The sequence below is a fragment of the Chlamydiota bacterium genome (assembly GCA_016178055.1).
Taxonomy (GTDB): Bacteria; Auribacterota; JACPWU01; order JACPWU01; family JACPWU01; genus JACOUC01.
The window spans coordinates 18130-37259 of the sequence record JACOUC010000069.1; the positions used below are offsets into that span (position 1 = coordinate 18130).

17 protein-coding genes and 3 tRNA genes are annotated in these 19130 nt (G+C 41.6%); 3 read left to right on the forward strand and 17 right to left on the reverse strand.

Going from position 1 to position 19130, the window contains the following annotated elements; translation table 11 throughout:
* The first annotated feature begins 114 nt into the window (after nucleotides 1-114).
* Both HYS07_09975 and HYS07_09980 read left to right on the forward strand, forming a co-directional pair.
* Nucleotides 115-1134, forward strand: a complete 1020-nt coding sequence (locus HYS07_09975) for an aldo/keto reductase (GenBank protein MBI1871508.1) — start codon at nucleotides 115-117, stop codon at nucleotides 1132-1134.
* Nucleotides 1135-1460: 326 nt separating this feature from the next.
* Nucleotides 1461-1694 (forward strand): hypothetical protein, encoded by a 234-nt coding sequence (locus HYS07_09980; protein MBI1871509.1) that lies wholly within the window; start codon nucleotides 1461-1463, stop codon nucleotides 1692-1694.
* A gap of 46 nt (nucleotides 1695-1740) precedes the next feature.
* Here HYS07_09980 and HYS07_09985 read toward each other — a convergent pair whose 3' ends face one another.
* From HYS07_09985 to HYS07_10045, 13 genes are all read right to left on the reverse strand, one after another.
* The gene (locus HYS07_09985; GenBank protein ID MBI1871510.1) at nucleotides 1741-2268 is read right to left on the reverse strand and encodes a 2-C-methyl-D-erythritol 2,4-cyclodiphosphate synthase; all 528 of its coding nucleotides are present in this window, start codon (nucleotides 2266-2268) and stop codon (nucleotides 1741-1743) included.
* A gap of 26 nt (nucleotides 2269-2294) precedes the next feature.
* Nucleotides 2295-2987: a 2-C-methyl-D-erythritol 4-phosphate cytidylyltransferase gene (ispD, locus tag HYS07_09990; protein ID MBI1871511.1), complete on the reverse strand. Its 693-nt coding sequence runs from the start codon at nucleotides 2985-2987 to the stop codon at nucleotides 2295-2297.
* On the reverse strand, nucleotides 2987-4348 hold the full coding sequence (gene radA, locus HYS07_09995; protein ID MBI1871512.1) for a DNA repair protein RadA: 1362 nt from the start codon (nucleotides 4346-4348) through the stop codon (nucleotides 2987-2989). Before radA ends, ispD begins: the two co-directional genes overlap by 1 nt.
* 6 nt (nucleotides 4349-4354) lie before the next feature.
* Complete coding sequence (locus HYS07_10000; GenBank protein ID MBI1871513.1) at nucleotides 4355-5320, reverse strand: MCE family protein; 966 nt, start codon at nucleotides 5318-5320, stop codon at nucleotides 4355-4357.
* A 70-nt stretch (nucleotides 5321-5390) separates the two neighbouring features.
* Nucleotides 5391-6185: an ABC transporter ATP-binding protein gene (locus tag HYS07_10005; protein MBI1871514.1), complete on the reverse strand. Its 795-nt coding sequence runs from the start codon at nucleotides 6183-6185 to the stop codon at nucleotides 5391-5393.
* A gap of 24 nt (nucleotides 6186-6209) precedes the next feature.
* On the reverse strand, nucleotides 6210-6983 hold the full coding sequence (locus tag HYS07_10010; protein ID MBI1871515.1) for an ABC transporter permease: 774 nt from the start codon (nucleotides 6981-6983) through the stop codon (nucleotides 6210-6212).
* Nucleotides 6984-7021: 38 nt separating this feature from the next.
* Nucleotides 7022-7252, reverse strand: a complete 231-nt coding sequence (locus HYS07_10015; GenBank protein ID MBI1871516.1) for a hypothetical protein — start codon at nucleotides 7250-7252, stop codon at nucleotides 7022-7024.
* Nucleotides 7253-7292: 40 nt separating this feature from the next.
* Nucleotides 7293-9722, reverse strand: coding sequence for an ATP-dependent Clp protease ATP-binding subunit (locus HYS07_10020; GenBank protein MBI1871517.1), 2430 nt, complete (start codon nucleotides 9720-9722; stop codon nucleotides 7293-7295).
* 233 nt (nucleotides 9723-9955) lie between these two features.
* Nucleotides 9956-10028 (reverse strand) — tRNA-Glu (locus tag HYS07_10025).
* A gap of 160 nt (nucleotides 10029-10188) precedes the next feature.
* Nucleotides 10189-10262 (reverse strand) — tRNA-Gln (locus tag HYS07_10030).
* A 6-nt stretch (nucleotides 10263-10268) separates the two neighbouring features.
* Nucleotides 10269-10967, reverse strand: coding sequence for an LAGLIDADG family homing endonuclease (locus HYS07_10035; protein ID MBI1871518.1), 699 nt, complete (start codon nucleotides 10965-10967; stop codon nucleotides 10269-10271).
* Nucleotides 10968-11079: 112 nt separating this feature from the next.
* Nucleotides 11080-12453: an alginate export family protein gene (locus HYS07_10040; protein MBI1871519.1), complete on the reverse strand. Its 1374-nt coding sequence runs from the start codon at nucleotides 12451-12453 to the stop codon at nucleotides 11080-11082.
* Between the two features lie 383 nt (nucleotides 12454-12836).
* Nucleotides 12837-13454, reverse strand: a complete 618-nt coding sequence (locus HYS07_10045; GenBank protein MBI1871520.1) for a tetratricopeptide repeat protein — start codon at nucleotides 13452-13454, stop codon at nucleotides 12837-12839.
* A gap of 121 nt (nucleotides 13455-13575) precedes the next feature.
* On the opposite strand from HYS07_10045, the gene HYS07_10050 reads away from it, so the two are divergent.
* Nucleotides 13576-13649: transfer RNA gene (locus tag HYS07_10050), tRNA-Arg, on the forward strand.
* 52 nt (nucleotides 13650-13701) lie between these two features.
* Here the strand turns inward: HYS07_10050 and HYS07_10055 are convergent.
* The 4 genes from HYS07_10055 to HYS07_10070 all read right to left on the reverse strand — a co-directional run bounded on the left by HYS07_10055 (nucleotide 13702) and on the right by HYS07_10070 (nucleotide 19085).
* Nucleotides 13702-14463 carry a hypothetical protein gene (locus HYS07_10055; protein ID MBI1871521.1) on the reverse strand — a complete coding sequence of 254 codons (762 nt, stop codon included), beginning with the start codon at nucleotides 14461-14463 and terminating at the stop codon, nucleotides 13702-13704.
* A gap of 198 nt (nucleotides 14464-14661) precedes the next feature.
* Entirely contained in the window at nucleotides 14662-15207 is a 546-nt protein-coding gene (locus HYS07_10060) for an adenine phosphoribosyltransferase (protein ID MBI1871522.1), read from the reverse strand.
* A 171-nt stretch (nucleotides 15208-15378) separates the two neighbouring features.
* Nucleotides 15379-16218, reverse strand: coding sequence for a sigma-70 family RNA polymerase sigma factor (locus tag HYS07_10065; protein MBI1871523.1), 840 nt, complete (start codon nucleotides 16216-16218; stop codon nucleotides 15379-15381).
* A 197-nt stretch (nucleotides 16219-16415) separates the two neighbouring features.
* Nucleotides 16416-19085 carry a pyruvate, phosphate dikinase gene (locus tag HYS07_10070; GenBank protein MBI1871524.1) on the reverse strand — a complete coding sequence of 890 codons (2670 nt, stop codon included), beginning with the start codon at nucleotides 19083-19085 and terminating at the stop codon, nucleotides 16416-16418.
* Between the last annotated feature and the right edge of the window lie 45 nt (nucleotides 19086-19130).

Genomic DNA, 19130 nt, shown 5'->3' on the forward strand with positions numbered 1-19130 from the left:
ATACCATTCGCTTCCATTTAGCCGATTAACATTTACCTAATTTTAAATTCATAACTTTCTCTTGGGTTCTTTCCCCTTGACTCAAATTCAAGAAAACCCTAGTCTTACCCTACAATGAAATATCGCATGCTTGCAAATACAAATTTAAAGGTTTCTGAAATCGGGTTTGGAGTTTGGACCGTTGGAACGACTTGGTGGGGTATTAAAGAAGAATCTGTTGGGATTGAACTTCTTCAAAAAGCCTTTCACTTGGGTGTCAATTTTTTTGATACAGCGGACACCTATGGAAATGGCTATGGCGAAACCATTCTAGCCAAGGCCCTCAAGGAAAAAAGGTCAGAAATCGTCATTGCTTCAAAATTTGGATATGATATATATACCCCTAATCCAACACGTCGAGGTCATGAAGAACTCTCTCAAAAATGGGACCCTCCATATATTCGCTATGCCTGTGAAGAAAGTCTCAAACGGCTCCAGACCGATGTCATCGATCTTTATCAACTTCATAATCCCAGAATCGATACGTTAAAGAGAGATGATATTTTTGAAACTCTTATAGCCCTTAAAAAAGAAGGAAAAATTCGTTCCTTTGGTGTTGCTCTCGGCCCAGCTATCGCTGAGCGCCAAATAGAGGAAAGCGTTTATTCCATTCAGAAACGAAAAGTAAATGCGGTTCAAATTATTTACAATCTTTTAGAACAAATGTTGGGAATAGGGGTCTTTCCCTCGGCACGAAAAGAAAATTCCAGCATCCTCGTTCGAGTTCCTCATTCTTCTGGGCTTTTAGAAGGCCAATATACCCAGGAAACAACCTTCTCTGAAAACGACCACCGTTCCCATCGTGTATCCACCGATGAGAGAAAAAAGAGATGGTTGGATGACGGACTTAAAAAAGTTGAGCAATTGAAATTTCTGACTGAAGGTAAAAATCGGACCTTGGGCCAAATGGCCATTCAGTTTATTTTGACAGAGCCTTCTATCACCTCTGTCTTTTCGAATATCTATTCTTTGGAGCAATTAGAAGAATTTGTAAAAACCCCTGAAGTTAAGCCCCTCACCCCTGAAGAGCTAAACGAAATACAGAGCTTATACCAAAATAATTTTGGACTTGAAACTGCTTCATCAAAAATGTAAACGACTATGAAAAAATGACCCATCAGCTTGAACCCTAAAACCAAAATTGATCATAAAAGCACGGTAGTGTCATTAATCTAATCTAAAATTGATTCTTTTATTTTTTACCTTCTCTCCTTCTAAGGTGTCTTTATCTATGAAGGCACTCATGTACACTTTTAAAGAGAAATAATAACAAAAATGTACTAGTGATAACAGAATCGACGTCAGACCCATTAAGACTATAACTAATTGGGAGAAAGGTAGTTAAACTACATTAAATAAACAGAATATCCCTATTTCAATTAAGAAATGTGATATGATGAATGTGGGAACGAGGAAATCATATGCTCATACGTCTCTATGAAGAAAAAGAAAAGAGAACTTTAGTGATCGAGCTCTATGAAAGCCCAAGTATGTTCACAGTCGAGATACAATCGGGGCTTTTTTATGGGTACGATGAAGCTCTTACTTTGACCAGGATCGACGTGCGAGATGAAAAATTAATTGATCCCATTTTATACGAGCTTGAAGAATTGCTGAAGTCCGCAGATGTAAAAATTATTAAAAAGGCTGCGTAAACTTGGTCACCAGTCATCTGTCTTCTGTTGTCTGTTGTCTGTCTTCTCAGCAAAGTAGGCACACCGCATAAGCGCAAACCCCCTCTACACGACCCACAAAGCCAAGCCCTTCTGCACGGGTTGCTTTAATATTTACTTGATCCGGAGAAAGAGAAAGAATCGAGGAAATTTTTTTTCTCATGTTAGGAATCAAATGTGAAATTTTAGGCTCTTCAATGGTGAGGGTAGAATCAATATTCTGAATGGAGAAGCCTTTTTTCTTAATTAAAACTTCCACCTTTTTTAAAAGAAGAAGACTTGAGATGTTTTTATATTTTGGATCTCCCCCAGGAAAGTGAATTCCAATATCGCCAAGACCTGCAGACCCTAAAAGGGCGTCCATCACCGCATGCACCAAAACATCTGCATCGGAATGTCCTTGAAGACCTTTTTGACAAGGAACATTGACACCTCCTAAAACAAGAGGCCTGCCCGTTTTAAAAGGATGAATGTCTAGGCCAAAACCGATTCGGGGTGAGTCGTGAGTCTTGAGTCGTGAGTCTTTTCCCCTTTGATTTTTATCAATCGTTTTCATATATTTTCCTCAAAAAAATTTAAAATTTAGGAGGACGAACGATGCATGATCCATTCTGCCCATTCTAAATCTGCGGGTGTTGTAATTTTAATATTTTTCTCATCTCCCTCGACTACTTTAACACGCCCTCCTTGGCTCTCAATCAAAAATGCTTCGTCTGTTGCAATGGATCTTGTGGAACTTGCTTTTTTAAAAGCCTCCTTCAATAAGTCCACCCTAAATCCTTGAGGGGTCTGAGCCTCAAAAAGTTTTTCACGGTCATGCGTTTTGACAATAAATCCCTTTGGATTTACTTCTTTTATTGTGGGTTTCACTCGAAGCCCTGGAATCGAGGCTCCCCACTTGAGTGCTCCTTCAATCACATCAGAAATTAACTGAAGGGTCACGAAGGGTCGTGCCGCGTCATGAATGAGAACGATCTCACTTTCTCTATCCACTTTTTGAAGAGCATTCCATACAGAGTCTGATCTTGTTTCTCCTCCCTGAACAAGTTTTATGGGTTTCACAAGAGAAAATTTTCCCATTTGTTTTTCCCAGAACTCACCCATAAGGCTAGAGCGGAGGGTCACAATGATTTCTACGATATCCGAAACTTGATTAAAGGCCTCAAGGACATAAGCCAAAAGAGGTTTCCGATTCAATGGGAAAAACGCCTTTGGGATATTCCCCCCGAACCTCTCCCCTTTTCCGGCTGCAACAATGATCGCAGAAATTTTCATCAGGGGAAAACCCTCTCCAAACCTTCCTGAAGCGTTCTGATGGGACAAAGCTCTATCCCATCCAAAGAAATATTTTTCTTAGGATGGTAAGGAATCATACAACGCTTAAACCCAAGATTTCGGGCCTCTGTGATCCGCCGCTCTAAACCTTGAACATAACGGATCTCTCCCCCTAAACCAATTTCTCCTATCCATACCACTCCATCTTCGATTGCTTTTCCGTAAGCAGCAGAAGCAATGGCCATCGCCAATCCTAAATCAATCGCAGGCTCATTGATCTTCATTCCTCCTGCAACATTCACAAAAACATCGGCTCGATCAACCCCCACACGAGCTCTTTTTTCCAAAACAGCCAGAATAAGAGAAAGCCGATTCAAATCGATTCCAGAACTTCGCCGATTGGGAAAACTATTTTTTGTTTCGCACACAAGTGCTTGAACCTCAAGAAAAAGAGGACGCGTTCCTTCAAGAGAACTGACAATCACAGAACCACTCATTCCTGGAGGTTTTTCTTCAAGGAAAAGTTCAGAGGGATTTTCTACTTCTTCCAATCCTTCCTCACCCATTCTAAAAATACCGACCTCATCCACAGTCCCAAACCGATTCTTGATCGTTCTTAAAATTCGATAATGAAGGGCTTTTTCACCTTCAAAATAAAGGACCGTATCCACCAAATGTTCCAAAATTTTCGGACCTGCCAAGGAACCTTCTTTGGTGACATGTCCCACAAGAAAAATGGGAATAGAACTCTTCTTTGCAATCTCCATCAAGCGAATAGAACATCCTCTCACTTGAATTAAGCTTCCAGGAGAGGATTCTAATTCTGGATGATAGACCATTTGAATGGAATCAACCAGAATCAGCCCGGGAGAAAGTTCTTCGATAATCATTTCTAAACGAGACAAGTCTCCCTCGGCCCAGAAAAAAAGCTCTTTGGACGAAACACCTAATCTTTTTCCACGTTGCTTTAATTGAGAGAGCGATTCTTCCGCAGAAACATATAAAACAGAATGCCCTTTTCCCGTATAAGTTTCGGCAACTTGCAGAAGCAACGTCGATTTACCGATTCCTGGTTCTCCTCCAATCAATACCAAAGAGCCCGGAACAATTCCACCCCCCAGCACTCGATCTAATTCAAACCATCCGGAAGGGTGTCGGTCTACCTCCTCATGAGAAAGATCTGGAAAGCGTACCGGGATAGAATGAGTCGCCTTTGAAAGCCCCTTCAAATCAAAGGCCTTTGGAAGAATCGATTCCTCTTGAAGCGAATCCCATTCCTGACAGGTCGAGCATCGTCCCATCCACTGACGAAAGGAAGCACCGCATGATTGACAAACATACTGAACGGTTGTTTTGGGCATTCTCACTCATTTTCTTTTATAGAAATACCCCTTATTCTCTTCAGATTGAGCAGCACCCGCCGACCCACTTTTAGAATCTAAATCTTTTTCCTTATAAAGGAGACCATGTCTTCGCACAGAAGTAATCCAGGCATTTATATTTTCAAGGGTTTCATGAAGTGAATTATGAACAGTTGGGCTCGACACCAAAAGGCCCAAGGTTCCTTTAGCCATTTTTAGATCGGACATCACTCCATCCAGAGATTCAGAAATTCTTTTCCATTTTTCCAAAATGGCCTGAATATTTTCTCGATTCTCATTAATGACCGTTTTCATGGAAGACGCCGTTTCCCCAAATTCACCCAGGGCAACTCTCAACTTCTTACGGGTTTGGGGCCCTGTTAATCGAGCGATGTTTTTTAAAGATTGGGTCAAGGCTTCTTTGGTTTCATGATCTGTTAAGTCTCTCAAATTTTGAACGGTTTCTCGAACATTTTCCTTGGTCCGATCATCAAAAATATCCTGAACAGCGGTTCGAAATTCGCCGACCAATTTCAAAGCCTCTGAGACCACATCATTCAAGGCAAGAGGTTCTTCCCCTCGAACCTTATCCCATGCAACATAAGGTTCTGCCGTTGCCGATTTGGATAAAAACTCCAAATACTTCTCACCCATGATTCCGAGAGAATTAATAATGAGTCTCCCATCTTTTCGAATGATAATCCCCTTTCGAATGTCCATGTGGATATAGACATCGTTGGATTGATCTTGCGCAAATTCAATGGATTGAACTTTACCCACTTCTACGCCTGATAAACGAACGGGGGCCCCGACTACCACTCCATTGGTAAAATGGAAAACAGCCGTGAGTCGATAGGTATTGTGAAGAAGACGGGCGCTGCGAAATCCAAAAAGAAGAATCATGGTTCCCAGAACCATCAACCCTACAAATACAAATAAACCGACCTTCACCTCCACTCGTACTCGCGACATGATGGCCCTCCAATGATCAAAAAAGTCACCCGTTACCGGTTCGCCCGTCACCGGTTAATAAATCAATGATCTAAAACTTAATTTCTAAATTATGCACTTCCGCAACCTCAGTTGTAATGGGCCCCTTGGCACTTCCTGTAATAAATTGCTGTACAATAGGATTTTTAGATATCTTAAACTCTTCAACAGGACTCACTTCGATAATTTTTCCATCATATAACATTGCAATCCGATCAGCAATCTTAAACGCACTCGCCATGTCATGGGTCACGGCAATCGATGTCGAGTGAAGACGTTCATTCATTTTTATAATCAGCTCATTGATAATATCACCCATGATGGGATCAATCCCTGTTGTGGGTTCATCATAAAGAATAATTTCTGGATCCATGGCAATGGCACGGGCCAATCCAACCCTCTTTCTCATCCCGCCTGAAAGCTCGGCCGGCTTCAAATCTTCAATCCCTTCCAATCCGACGACAGAAAGAAGTTCCTTAACGCGTTCTCCCACCTCTGAGCGACCAATTCGCGTATGTTCGGTCAGACCAAAAGCAACATTCTCCCCAACAGTCATGGAATCAAAAAGGGCTGCCCCCTGAAAAAGAAGACCAAAACGTTTTCGCACATCATTTAATTTCTGTTCCGGCATTAAAACAATATCACAGCCCTCAATTAAAATCTTTCCACTGTCCGGCTTCAAAAGGCCAATAATGTGCTTTAAAAGCACACTTTTCCCCTCACCACTTTGCCCAATAATGACCAGGGATTCTCCCCGATAAATATCCAGGTTTAGGCCTCTTAAAACAGGAATATTTCTAAAATTTTTTGCAAGATTTTCTATGTGAATCAGAATGTCTTTTTCCATAGATTTTTCTATAGTTTGTTAATCTTAAAAAAGGATAATGGACAAGAAAAAATCTGAAACTAAAATTGAAATACATGAGAAAACAACAGCCTCTGTCGTTGCAATTCCAACCCCTTCAGCCCCATTCTCTGTGGTGAACCCCTTATAGCAACTGATAATGGCAATGAGAACCCCAAAAACACTCGACTTTACCAAACCATTCATCAAGTCAGAGACCTTTGTAAAATCAAGCATGTTCTGAATAAAAAAAGTGTGATTAATATGAAGCATTTTTACTCCCACAATGTATCCCCCAAGGATACCCACAGAAATTGCAAAAGTGGTCAAGAGCGGAACCACAATGACACAGGCCAAGAAACGCGGTACGATTAAATAACTGACGGGATCCGTCGCCATTGATCTCAAAGCATCAATTTGCTCAGTCACACGCATGGTTCCAAGCTCTGCCGCCATCGCAGCTCCCACACGCCCAGCAACCATGACTGCGGTCAATACAGGGCCTAATTCCCGCGTCATAGAAAGCCCTACCAAAATTCCAATCGCCGTATCCATCGTAATTTGGTGAAATTGATAAAAAGATTGAACGGCCAGCACCATCCCTGTAAAAGCCCCTGTCAATAAAACCACCGGAAGAGATAAAACTCCGCATTGATAGCACTGCTTAATCACCAACGTCCAATTGGGGCTTTTAAGAAAAATTCTCTTTAAAGTCTGAACAAAAAGGATGAAGATACCCCCCAGCTGATAGATTCCATCAATGGCTGACCGGCCCAGATCCGGAATAAAATTTTTAAACATAAAATTGGATTTCAAAATCTTAAACCTCCTTCGAATACCTAAAATACCTTCATTTTCATCCATTGTAGATCAACAGGATGGACATGGAATGGTTCGAAGAGACACCCTTGGAAAGATCCCACTTTAACTTGGGTACCCGACATTTTTCCCAAGCCAAAAGTGAAAAAGAGCTGATTGAGCCCTCCCCACAACCCAGACCCCATTGGGAAGGATGCAACGATTTGAACCACCAAAAGAATTCCCGCATAGCCGAGACATTTTTCCAGCATGGAGAAATCCAATTTTTTCTAGAGTCTCAAAAAGAATTGTCTAAATCCATTGGTAGACTAACCGATCGTTTTCTAAATCCACTTTCAACTTCTGACCTTCACTCATCTTTCCCTTTAAAAGCTCTTCCGAAACAGGGTCTTCGATATAACGTTGGATGGCACGACGCAAAGGACGAGCGCCATAGACAGGGTCAAATCCTTTATCAATTAAGTATTCCCTTGCCTTGGGTGTAACCTCTATGTCATGGCCTTTAGCAACCAAGCGATCCCGAACTTTCTGAATTTCTAAGTCAACAATTTTTGCAAGATCGTCACGGGTTAGAGAATGAAAAACAATCACCTCATCGATTCGATTCAGGAATTCTGGTTTTAAGCTTTTTTTCAATTCCCCGACCAATTTATCACGCATCTCATCGTACTGAGCTTCCTTTGTTTCCTCATGAAAACCCACCGTAGACCTTTTTCTGATTAAGTCCGCTCCAATATTGGAAGTCATGATTAAAATGGTGTTTCTGAAATCAACCCTTCTTCCAAGACTGTCCGTGAGGTTTCCTTCCTCCAAAATTTGGAGAAGAACGTTAATCACATCTGGATGTGCTTTTTCCATTTCATCAAAAAGAACCACTGAATAAGGACGTCTCCTGACCTGTTCCGTCAGCTGTCCCCCTTCTTCATACCCAACATACCCCGGAGGAGATCCTGTCAGACGAGAAACCGCAAACTTTTCCATGTATTCTGACATGTCAATTTGAATCATGGCATCCACGTCATCAAACATAAATTCAGCCAATGCCTTTGCAAGCAAGGTCTTTCCTACCCCCGTAGGGCCTAAAAAAACAAAAGAACCCACGGGTCGATTCGGATCTTTTAAATCCGCACGCGATCTCCGCACAGCCTTGCAAACAGAACGAACTGCCTCCTCTTGGCCGATGACGCGCTTATGAACTTCATCTTCCATTTTTAAAAGTTTCTCGGCTTCAGCCTCTTCAAGACGAGAAAGAGGAACCCCTGTCCATTTGGATACAACTTGGGCAATATCCTCCTCCGTCACAATGACTTTATTCTCACTCTTCTTTTGCTTCCAATCAACCAAGGCTTCTTCTAATTTAAAACGCATCATTCGTTCTTCATCTCTGAAGCGAGCAGCCTTTTCAAAATCCTGCTCTCGGACCGAAGCCTCTTTTTTCGTCTTTACTTTACGCATTTCATCTTTGATACCCTTAATCGCATTAGGCTCCGTCACTGAATGAATTCTCACTCGAGCAGAAGCTTCATCAATTAAATCAATGGCCTTATCCGGCAAAAACCGTCCTGTCACATACCGATCCGAAAGTTTTACTGCTGCATCCAAAGCTGCATCTGTAATCACAGCCTTGTGATAGGACTCATACTTGTGCCGTAGCCCTTTCAAAATTTCTAGTGTCTCGTCAGGCGAAGGAGCATCCACCATCACGGTTTGAAATCGTCTCTCCAAAGCAGCATCCTTCTCAATATATTTCCTATATTCGTCAAGGGTTGTGGCTCCAATACACTGCAACTCACCTCGGGCTAATGCTGGCTTTAAAATATTAGATGCGTCAATCGCACCTTCAGCAGCTCCGGCTCCTACAATGGTGTGAAGCTCATCAATAAAAAGGATAATGCTTTGAGAAGTTTTAATCTCCTTCATAACAGCCTTAATTCGCTCTTCAAATTGTCCGCGATATTTGGTCCCGGCCACCATCAAAGCTAAATCTAAGGTTACAATGCGCTTCTCAATTAAACTTTCAGGGATATCGCCCGAAATAATCTTCTGAGCCAATCCCTCAACAATAGCGGTCTTACCCACACCCGCTTCTCCTAAGAGAACCGGATTATTTTTACGCCGGCGGCAAAGAATCTGAATCATTCTCTCAATTTCATCTGCACGTCCAATCACAGGATCAAGCTTATCTTGCTTCGCAAGTTCAGTAAGGTCTCTTCCAAAAGCCGAAAGAGCTGGACTCTTCACATTTTCTTCGACATTTTCTGGCATTTCTCCTTTTCCTGAAAATTCAGTCCCTAATTCTTTGAGAACCTCGGCCCGTGCAGCCTCAATATCAACATTTAAACTCTGCAAAATTTTTGCTGCAACCCCTTCTCCCTCACGAAGAAGGCCCAAAAGAAGATGTTCAGTTCCAATATACGTATGACTCAATTTTTTGGCTTCATCCAAAGCGAGCTCAATCACTCTTTTTGCCCGAGCAGTGAGAGGAATATCCCCAATCATTTTGGTCTCAGGTCCTGTTCCCACAGCACGTTCCACCTCCATACGTACCGTCTCAAAATCAAGGCCCATCTTTCTTAAGACATTAACGGCAACCCCTTCCCCTAATTTAATGAGACCTAAAAGAATATGTTCCGTCCCAATATAATTATGATTAAAACGGTCGGCTTCCTTACGAGCCAAAATAATCACTTGCCTTGCCCGGTCGGTAAACTTTTCAAACATGGATGATTCCCCCGAAATACAAGTTCAAAGTTTAAAGTTCAAAGTTGAAAGCTTAAAGATTCAAGAAAATAAAAGAAACAAGAACACCATGATTATCATAACACACAGAAGAAAGAGAAGCAGTTTAAAGTTCAAGGTTTAAAGTTTAAAAACTAAAAACTTCACCCTCCCGAATTTACTCCTGAACCTTTACCTCTTTTATCTTTAAACCTTAAACTTTGAACTGTATTTAATAGCCCCAACGGGAGTCGAACCCGTGTCTCCACCTTGAGAGGGTGATGTCCTAGGCCACTAGACGATGGGGCCTCTAAAAACAGTTCAAAGTTAAATGTTTAAAGTTTAAAGTTAAAAACAAAAGGCAAACAAAACAGTTCGAAGTTTAAAGTTCAAAGTTTAAAGTTAAAAAACCAAAAAGCTCTGCTCCTAAATCCTTGAACTTTGAACCTTAAACTTTGAACTGTATTGATGGCTGGGGGAGAAGGACTCGAACCTTCATGACATGATCCAGAGTCATGTATCCTACCGTTGGATGATCCCCCATTCACTTTATAATTTAGAGAAGCGAATCAAATGAACAAACTCTTTCACTTCAAGTTTCCGAGCCAGTCGAACATCATGATGACGAAGTTGAGGATGGAATCCAAAATTTTTTAGTATTCTATAAATCTGTTCCAGCAAGGATGGTGAAAAATTTGTAAACTTGATAACATCTGTATAGTTCTCAAGATCAACAACTCGATCGCCATCACTTTCAAACAATCCTTTTAAACAGCGCACAGTATACACGGGATTCGCGCAAATCCACAATGGAATAGACAAACGATGCTTCAATTTTTCTCCAACGGGAAACCGTAGTCTCTTGCTTAAGTGTTTCTGATAAAAATACACATCTACGCAACGGCTTGTCTTTCTATATCTCAGTTTTGCCTCTTTTCGAAAAATCTTTGTCATCATCCTCTTAATTCTACTAATCCTGACTTCTTCACGCTTGTTGCAACTGATTGATACTTTCTCACAGCGTGAAAGCCGTTCAATACAGCCATCACCCAAGAGAAGGCCATAAAACTCCGCAAGATCCTCGTTTTTTTCCAACAAATGATATTGCACCTTATTCTTAAGTTGCCACTGATAAAAATTACTCTTAGGCTTACGCCGAAGTGTTTGAGCTACTTTCAAAACGCTCGGATGAGTATGCTTCGTGTATCCTTTATTCCAAGGAACCCTTTTCGGAAGTATTGAACGCATGAGAGTATTCTAACTAAAATGCTTAGAAAATCAAAATTTTGTCCTACCATTAGACAAAAACCCCTTGGGAGTAAACTCCCAAGGGGTTTAAAAAACTCCTGATTCTCTTTGACTAGAAGCTTACTAAAATCTCACCTCTAATCTCAAAGGCTGTATCATCCGGAGTATATGCAGACCCAGGAAGAAACCATGCTAAATAGAGCTGGGTACTGACATCTTCCGTATAATCATATGCAGCCATGAGATCAAATTCATCACCAAGACTTTCATCGTTACCAGTTGTTAGGGCTGCAACACCTCCATTATCCTGGAAGGGATCTCCCATGGATTGGATGGCTTGCTCTAACTGCCAATAATGATAGTAATCGAATCCCAAAGTCACATTGTCCATTGGAAGGACACTGACCTTTGCATTGATGAACTGAATATTCTCCAGTCTTGGACTGAAAGCATATCCGTAATAGTTATACTCAAATAGCTCCTGAAAGCCTTCATAATCACCTGTTGTTGCAGTCGGATTTTCCTCACCCGAAGCAACCGTATAGATGACCGAAAGAGCGGGATGCCATTTAAAGTCAAACGTATAGGTTGCCCCAACATTGGCTGCCCAAGCTTCAAGGTCTCGATTCGGGGTATACTGATTGCCCTGATAATCGCCCTCTACCCAAAGTTGAAGAGCCTCCATCGGCATCACATCACCTCTTAATCCAACGGTAACAGGTTGATAATGCGTATCCACATCAACAAGTCCAATGACATATGCTTCAGCATTCCAGCGATCAGCTGCATAATGAGCATTCACGACATACATGCTCATGTCGTCTGCATCGACAGCCTGAATGGCCTGAGAACTTCTCTCTGCCAAACGTGCATAGACTGCATCCACAATGATGGGATAAAAATCCAATGTTGAGCGAATCGCATCGAAGTTAATCTCATGTTCATTATCACTGATGAGAAAACCTTTTCCGAAGTTCATGTATTGCCGACCTATCTTTCCAGTCAATGGCGTATAAAAAAGCTCACTGGCTTGAACATAAGCCTGGCTTACCTTGACATCGTAACCGTCTTTTTGACGACGACCTTGAGCAGTCGTATTCTCATCCATATGAACACTTCCTTGGATGTCTGTCGTTCCATCGGCATTTCGGACGCTTCGAGCACTTGAATCTAACCCAGCGAGTTGAGCTGCGGCGACTGAATTAGCATTCTGAGCAACGCCTTTATCGCCTACAATACCGGATGCCTCCAACTCAATGACAGTGAGAACATTATCGGTTAAATCTGCTTCAACATTAATTCTTGCCCGTTGAGCAAAATAACCAATATCGTCATCCGGTTTTGAATTATCTGAAAGGTCAATAACATTGGTCGAATAAAGACCACGGTTTCTCAACTCACCTGAAACTTTTACGTTCTGAACTTCAGCAAAACAAAATCCGGAGAGAACGATGAAGAGCGTGATACTGTAAAGTATCTTTTTCATCCTATAAACCTCCTGATTAGTCTTTGATTTCTTGGTTGAATCTATCTTGATCATCACTTGAGCAGCTTCAGGCCGAACAAATAAACCATCCCCCCTTTCTTGCCTTATTAAAGCTACCTATGATGTTTGGTACGAGAGAAGAAAAAAACAATAACATACGAACCCCCTTAAAGATACAAACATTCTATTCCTTTAAAAACGAAGATACAAGAAAAATTATCAGTCATGAAAATGAGACGTTGTTACTGGCTATTCCCCTCCTTTGTACCCCAAAGGGGAGGAACTCAATTTTCATCCACTTGGGTGGACTGAAAGTTCATGATGACAAATATAATTATGAATAAGAAAAAATAATATATTGTTCAATTTTTGACCCATATGAGTTATTTCTGAATATTTCTATTATGATAGGCAATAAAAGCTTCTAGGGTATCCTTCCAAATATTGCTTTCATCATTTTCTTTCAATTTTTGACATAACGCTAGGGCACCTGAAAAATGACCTTGAAGAGCCAGAATCCGTCCTAAATTCAATTGAGCCTGAGTATGGAGAAACTCAAGTTTTGGGTCCCTTAAAATAGTTTCAAAGATTTTTCGGGCTTGATCAAATTTTTTTGTTGAAATGAAGCATTCCCCAAGATTCATTTGGATGAAAGGGGCAAAAATGCGATCAGAATCTTTCAACAAAAATTTTTCGTAAATTTCAATCGCAGTATTAAAATCTAATTTCGTTATTTTCTCATGTGCTAAGTGAATCTCTGAAAGGGATGAGGCCGATGTACCAGGATAATTTTGAGTGATGCTCAAAAAATCATTCTCATCATGGGCGAGTGAAAAAAGATTCATCGATTTTTTCTCACGTACATTCTGATGGGAAGACCAACCCGTCAAACCTAAAACACCCCCTAAAAAAACAACTAAAACAAAAAGAATAAAATAACGAAAAGGAAAAAGTTTCTGAACAAACTTTACCTCAATAGATTTTTTCAATTTATTTTTCATCTTTTCACAAACTCCAATTTGGGTTAGAGTAGCCTAGCATTTTTTTCAGGTCTGTATTTAAATTTTTTTCATTAATTAATTCCGCAATCCGAAATTCAAAATCCGAAATATATTTTTTAACGCCCCCGTAGCTCAGTAGGATAGAGCGAAGCTTTCCTAAAGCTTAGGTCGGACGTTCGATTCGTCTCGGGGGCAGATTTCAATTTTAGATTTTGGATTCTGGATTGCGGAATGAAAAACAAAATTATTATTCATTCGCCTTTTTTAGCCTTCGACGTCGAAGCTCTTCTAATTCCTTTTTGAGAGGAGTCCAGTACATTTTGTCTATCTCTCTTTCACGTTTTTCTTCTTCTTCAAGAGCGTTCTGTAAAATCACCTCATCCTTGGCTTTTGCAAAGGAAAGAAGGGGCCTTTCTTTCATTAAGAGAGTCCGTTCAAAGGGATACTTTCCGGCAAGTTCTATCAAAAGACGAGACGTTCTTGCCTCTCTTAGCCAAAATGAAATTTGTTCTGAGGTAGGCTTCCCCTGATATGTAATATAATGTGCCTCCACAAGCCTCCTGATCATTGGCCAATCTTTATCTCTTTGAGTTTTTTTTGCCTGAACTAAATCGGGCAATGACATGAGTTCGTATTTCTCACTTGAATTGAGTTGGATTGTTGTCCTCCTCTCCCAAAGATCTTTAAAAGCCGCAACCCTTCGCATAACCGACATGACATCAATTCTCATATTGAGGACATCAGCCCGGAAGCATCGAAAATGAATGGCGTGACCGCGTCTTAGATACGTACTTGAGAACGGAGGAACGGCAATACACTTGGCCTTCAGTTCCTTTAATGCCTTGGATAAACGTTCAAGATTATGAGGCTCGGCAAGAATCGCAATATCCGTGTCGCGACTAAATTCTGCTGCGCCGTAGAACACGCAGGCCTGACCGCCCATAAGCAGGTGCTGAACGCCCTTCAAATAAAGCGTCGAAAGGACTCTGTGAATCGGGTTCGGGATCAAGAGAACCTCCCATTTTTATAAAAAAAACCCACAACTTTTGACTTTCTTTCCAACGTTGGGTAGGAGTCATTTTATACCACTCCAACCACTCATCCTCGTAGAGGTCATCACTGAAACTTTTTGATTTTTTCATATCAAGCCAAGACCCAAGGACATTGCTTTACAGATGATTGACATGTCGCAATTATACCCATTTTCTTAATACTGAAGAAGCGAAAAGACCGGATGGTTTTTTAATTTTTCACGCCCCTTTAAGAAGGTCAGTTCCATTAAAAAATCAATTCCCCGTATCAGACAGCCTGCCTCCTCTAAAAGCTGAATAACCGCAGAAACAGTGCCGCCCGTGGCCAAAACATCATCGACCACTAACACATGACGAAGCCTTTTCAAGTCCTCTTCATGAATTTCAAGATGGTCCGTTCCATATTCAAGTTGATAGGAAACCTTGCGGGTTTTACGTGGAAGCTTTCCTTTTTTCCGGACAGGGATGAGCCCCACTCCTAATTGCGCAGCCAAAGGGGCACCCAGAAAAAAACCCCTGGATTCAATCGTCACAATAGCATCCAGCACTTCATCTTGCCAACGATTAAAGAAAAACTGAATGGTTTTTTGAAAAAGAAATCCGTCCATCAAAAGAGGAGTAATGTCCTTAAAAATAATTCCTTTTTTTGGAAAATCAGGGACATCATGAATGACTTTTTTTAATTCATATGAAAGTTCTTGAGTGTCGATCAGTGTTCTCATTGTTGTAAACCACCCCCATATCCATCCGGGCCCAAAAAAATGAAAATCAAAATCCAAAAATCAAAATGCAAAATGACAATCCAAAAATCAAAATTTTTCCTCGCAATTGCATTTTAAACATTTTGGATTTTCATCTGTCATTTTGATTTTTGATGTTTGATTTTTAGATTTTCATCCTTCAAAATCCTGATAACTTAGATGCTTTTCGTTCAACACCTCTCTCATTTTCTTGACCGCGACCTCGCAAATTTGTCGAACACGCTCTCGCGTAATTCCCAGTCTTTGACCAATCTCTTCCAAGGTTTTAGGAGAATCGCCAAAAAGGCCATAACGCCAAAGAACAATTTTTGCCTCACGCTCTCCCAAGTGATTCACTAAATCCATAATGTTTTCGTGAATCATGCGTTCAGCAATTCCCCGCTCGGGACTTGAAGCTGAATTATCGGCGATCACATCAATCAGTTCGCTCACACCATCTTCGCCAATGACTTCATGAAGTGATTCTGGAGTTTTAGAAATATTTTGAAGATCAAGAACTTTTTCAGGCTCAATGTTAAGATGAGCCGCAATTTCTTGGTAAGTGGGATAGCGTCCCATTTCTTTGAAAAGGGCTTCGGATGCTTTACGAACGGCTGTCACTTTTTCAACCAAATAGACGGGAAGGCGAATCATTTTTGATTGATTGGCCAAGGCCCGCATAATCCCTTGCTTAATCCACCAAGAGGCGTAGGTACTAAGTTTGCAGCCCTTTGCAACATCAAATTTCTCAACGGCCTTCATTAAACCAAGATTACCTTCTTCAATTAAATCAAGAAGGGCCAAACCAATGTGCATATATCTTTTGGCAATGGAAACAACGAGGCGTAAATTGGCACGAACGAGCATGCGCCGTGCCTCTTCGTCCCCAGCTTGAGATCGACGGGCAAGGGCTTCTTCCTCCTCTCGATTCAGAAGAGGAGTTTCACCAATTTGCTTAAGATAGATTTGTACGGAATCTTCTGCCTCTGACATTTCTGCTGTCCGGTGATTGTTGTTGGGTTATCGATTGATAACATTAGTCTACAGTCTACGGTCCACGGTCTACAGAAATAAATAATCCTCTTAAAACTGTCGACCATCGACTGTCGACTGTGGACAAAAATGCATGGTAAAAACAATGAAACAGCTACGATCCGGGCTAACCTACATTCTAAATACCGATAACCGTTTTATGCATTTTTCAACTGCGCATGAGCTGCCGCAAGCCGTGCAACCGGAACCCGGTATGGGGAACAACTGACATAGTCCATCCCCTGGATATGGCAAAATTCAATCGAGGGAGGATTTCCTCCATGCTCTCCGCAAATTCCCACTTTGAGTTTAGGATTAACGGAACGACCTTTTTCAATACCAATTTGAATGAGGCGTCCAACCCCTTCCTGATCTAAAATTTGAAAAGGATCATCCTGCAAAATCCCCTTCTCAAGATAATCCTTGAGAAAGACACCCGCATCATCTCGGCTAAAACCAAATGTCATCTGCGTTAAATCATTTGTTCCAAAGGAAAAAAATTGTGCTTCCGCCGCAATTTTGTCAGCGGTCAAAGCAGCCCGTGGAATTTCAATCATGGTTCCAAAAAGATATTCCACTTTTATTTTGGCCTTTCCCATAACCTCTTTGGCAACTTCTTCTAGGTCAATTTTGAGAACCTTGAGTTCACTCACGTCTCCAATCAAAGGAATCATGACCTCTGGAACCACTTTAATTCCCCGCTTTGCAATCTCACAAGCTGCCTCAAAAATGGCCCGGGTTTGCATTTTATAAATTTCAGGAAAACTGATCCCCAGACGACAACCTCGGTGACCTAGCATCGGATTAAATTCTTTTAGAGAATCCGATTTTGCCCTTAATTGATCGGGAGAAACATTAATTTTTTTAGCTAAAAGTTGAATTTCTTCTTCCGTATGAGGAACGAATTCATGAAGCGGTGGATCTAAAAGACGAATGGTTACGGGAAGGCCTTCCATTGCCTCAAAAATTCCAACAAAGTCTCCCTTTTGCATGGGCAAAATTTTTTCTAAGGCCTTTTCACGGCCTCCATGATCCTCCGCCAAAATCATTTCCCGAACCGCATCAATTCGGTCCCCTTCAAAAAACATATGTTCGGTTCGGCAAAGCCCAATGCCTTCCGCTCCAAATTTTCTTGCAACCTTACAATCATTGGGGGTATCGGCATTGGTTCTCACCTTTAAACGTCGAGTCTCATCAGCCCATTTCATGAGCTCGCCAAATTCTCCACTTAATTCGGGACTGACCAAATCCACAGTGCCCAAAATGACCTCGCCGGTAGACCCGTTCAGAGTAATTTTATCCCCTTCTTTCAACACCCTCTTTCCTATCGTTAAAGTTCCCTTAACCTCATCAACAACGGTGTCCTGACATCCGGCCACACAGCATTTTCCCATGCCACGTGCAACAACGGCTGCATGAGAGGTCATTCCTCCTCGTGAGGTTAAAATTCCTTGAGCAACCGCCATGCCTCCAATATCTTCGGGGGAGGTTTCCGCTCGAACAAGAATGACTTTATGCCCCTGTTCGTCCCATTCTTCCGCTTTTTGAGCATAAAAAACAATTTGCCCAACCGCAGCACCTGGAGAAGCAGGAAGCCCCTTGGTCAAAACTTGATATTTGGCCTTTGGATTAATCGTAGGATGAAGCAACTGATCCAACTGAGCCGGATTTACCCGTAAAATGGCCGTTTTGCGATCAATCAATTTTTCCTTTTCCATTTCGACGGCAACTCTCACGGCGGCATGAGCTGTTCTCTTCCCTGAACGAGTTTGGAGTAAATAAAGCTTGCCCTCTTGAATCGTAAATTCGATGTCCTGCATATCCCTGTAATGATTCTCAAGGGTCTTAGAAATCTGCGTGAATTGATCATAGACCGCAGGCATGACTTTCTTCAGTTCTGCCAGAGGAACAGGGGTGCGAATTCCAGCAACCACATCCTCGCCTTGAGCATTCATCAAAAATTCGCCATAAAGTTTATTTTCACCTGTGGAAGGATTTCGGGTAAAGGCAACTCCAGTGCCCGAAGTGGGGCCCATGTTTCCAAATACCATGGATTGAACATTAACGGCTGTTCCGAAAAGGCCGCGAATTTCATTGAGCTGTCGGTATTTAATCGCACGGGCATTGTTCCAAGATCCAAAAACAGCTCCAATGGACAGCCACAATTGCTCGATGGGCGATTCAGGAAAATCAATCCCTTTAGCCTCACGTACAATTCTTTTGTATCGGATGACCAATTCGTTAAGATCAATCGCGTCCAGTTCATTGTCAAAATGGACTCCCTTTTTCTCACGAGCTTGAGTCAACGCCTCTTCAAAAAGGTGACGCTCCACCTCTAACACCACATCCCCAAACATTTGAATAAATCGGCGATAGGAATCCCAGGCAAATCGTTCATTCCCCGTCTTGGTCGCAAGACCATTCACAGACTGGAAATTAAGCCCTAAATTCAAAATTGTATCCATCATTCCTGGCATTGAAACCGCTGCACCTGAACGGACCGAAACGAGAAGAGGATCAACAGGATCCCCTAATTTTTTCCCCATCAGGTTTTCCAATTGATGAAGAGACTTTTCGACTTCTTTTCTCAAACCTTCTGGAAACTGACGTGATTTTTCATAATAGGCCTGACAGGCTTGAGTTGAAATCGTAAATCCAGGAGGAACCGGAATGGTCAGGTTAGTCATTTCGGCGAGGTTAGCGCCCTTGCCCCCTAAAACTTCCTTCATTTTTGAATTACCTTCGGCTTTTCCTCCTCCGAAGAAATAGACAAATTTTGTTGTTGCTGACTTTGTTTCCTTCGATAAGACTTGATCTGTTTTCTGCATAACGCGCTAACTCCTCCTTTTAATTCTTAGAAATAAAATCTGTTA

What these genes read in the sequence shown, in the direction of transcription:
- HYS07_09975 (MBI1871508.1), top strand. Translation starts at nt 115, where the DNA reads ATGAAATATCGCATGCTTGCAAATACAAATTTAAAGGTTTCTGAAATC.
- HYS07_09980 (MBI1871509.1), top strand. Translation starts at nt 1,461, where the DNA reads ATGCTCATACGTCTCTATGAAGAAAAAGAAAAGAGAACTTTAGTGATC.
- HYS07_09985 (MBI1871510.1), bottom strand. Translation starts at nt 2,268, where the DNA reads ATGAAAACGATTGATAAAAATCAAAGGGGAAAAGACTCACGACTCAAG.
- ispD (MBI1871511.1), bottom strand. Translation starts at nt 2,987, where the DNA reads ATGAAAATTTCTGCGATCATTGTTGCAGCCGGAAAAGGGGAGAGGTTC.
- radA (MBI1871512.1), bottom strand. Translation starts at nt 4,348, where the DNA reads ATGCCCAAAACAACCGTTCAGTATGTTTGTCAATCATGCGGTGCTTCC.
- HYS07_10000 (MBI1871513.1), bottom strand. Translation starts at nt 5,320, where the DNA reads ATGTCGCGAGTACGAGTGGAGGTGAAGGTCGGTTTATTTGTATTTGTA.
- HYS07_10005 (MBI1871514.1), bottom strand. Translation starts at nt 6,185, where the DNA reads ATGGAAAAAGACATTCTGATTCACATAGAAAATCTTGCAAAAAATTTT.
- HYS07_10010 (MBI1871515.1), bottom strand. Translation starts at nt 6,983, where the DNA reads ATGTTTAAAAATTTTATTCCGGATCTGGGCCGGTCAGCCATTGATGGA.
- HYS07_10015 (MBI1871516.1), bottom strand. Translation starts at nt 7,252, where the DNA reads ATGCTGGAAAAATGTCTCGGCTATGCGGGAATTCTTTTGGTGGTTCAA.
- HYS07_10020 (MBI1871517.1), bottom strand. Translation starts at nt 9,722, where the DNA reads ATGTTTGAAAAGTTTACCGACCGGGCAAGGCAAGTGATTATTTTGGCT.
- HYS07_10035 (MBI1871518.1), bottom strand. Translation starts at nt 10,967, where the DNA reads ATGCGTTCAATACTTCCGAAAAGGGTTCCTTGGAATAAAGGATACACG.
- HYS07_10040 (MBI1871519.1), bottom strand. Translation starts at nt 12,453, where the DNA reads ATGAAAAAGATACTTTACAGTATCACGCTCTTCATCGTTCTCTCCGGA.
- HYS07_10045 (MBI1871520.1), bottom strand. Translation starts at nt 13,454, where the DNA reads ATGAAAAATAAATTGAAAAAATCTATTGAGGTAAAGTTTGTTCAGAAA.
- HYS07_10060 (MBI1871522.1), bottom strand. Translation starts at nt 15,207, where the DNA reads ATGAGAACACTGATCGACACTCAAGAACTTTCATATGAATTAAAAAAA.
- HYS07_10065 (MBI1871523.1), bottom strand. Translation starts at nt 16,218, where the DNA reads ATGTCAGAGGCAGAAGATTCCGTACAAATCTATCTTAAGCAAATTGGT.
- HYS07_10070 (MBI1871524.1), bottom strand. Translation starts at nt 19,085, where the DNA reads ATGCAGAAAACAGATCAAGTCTTATCGAAGGAAACAAAGTCAGCAACA.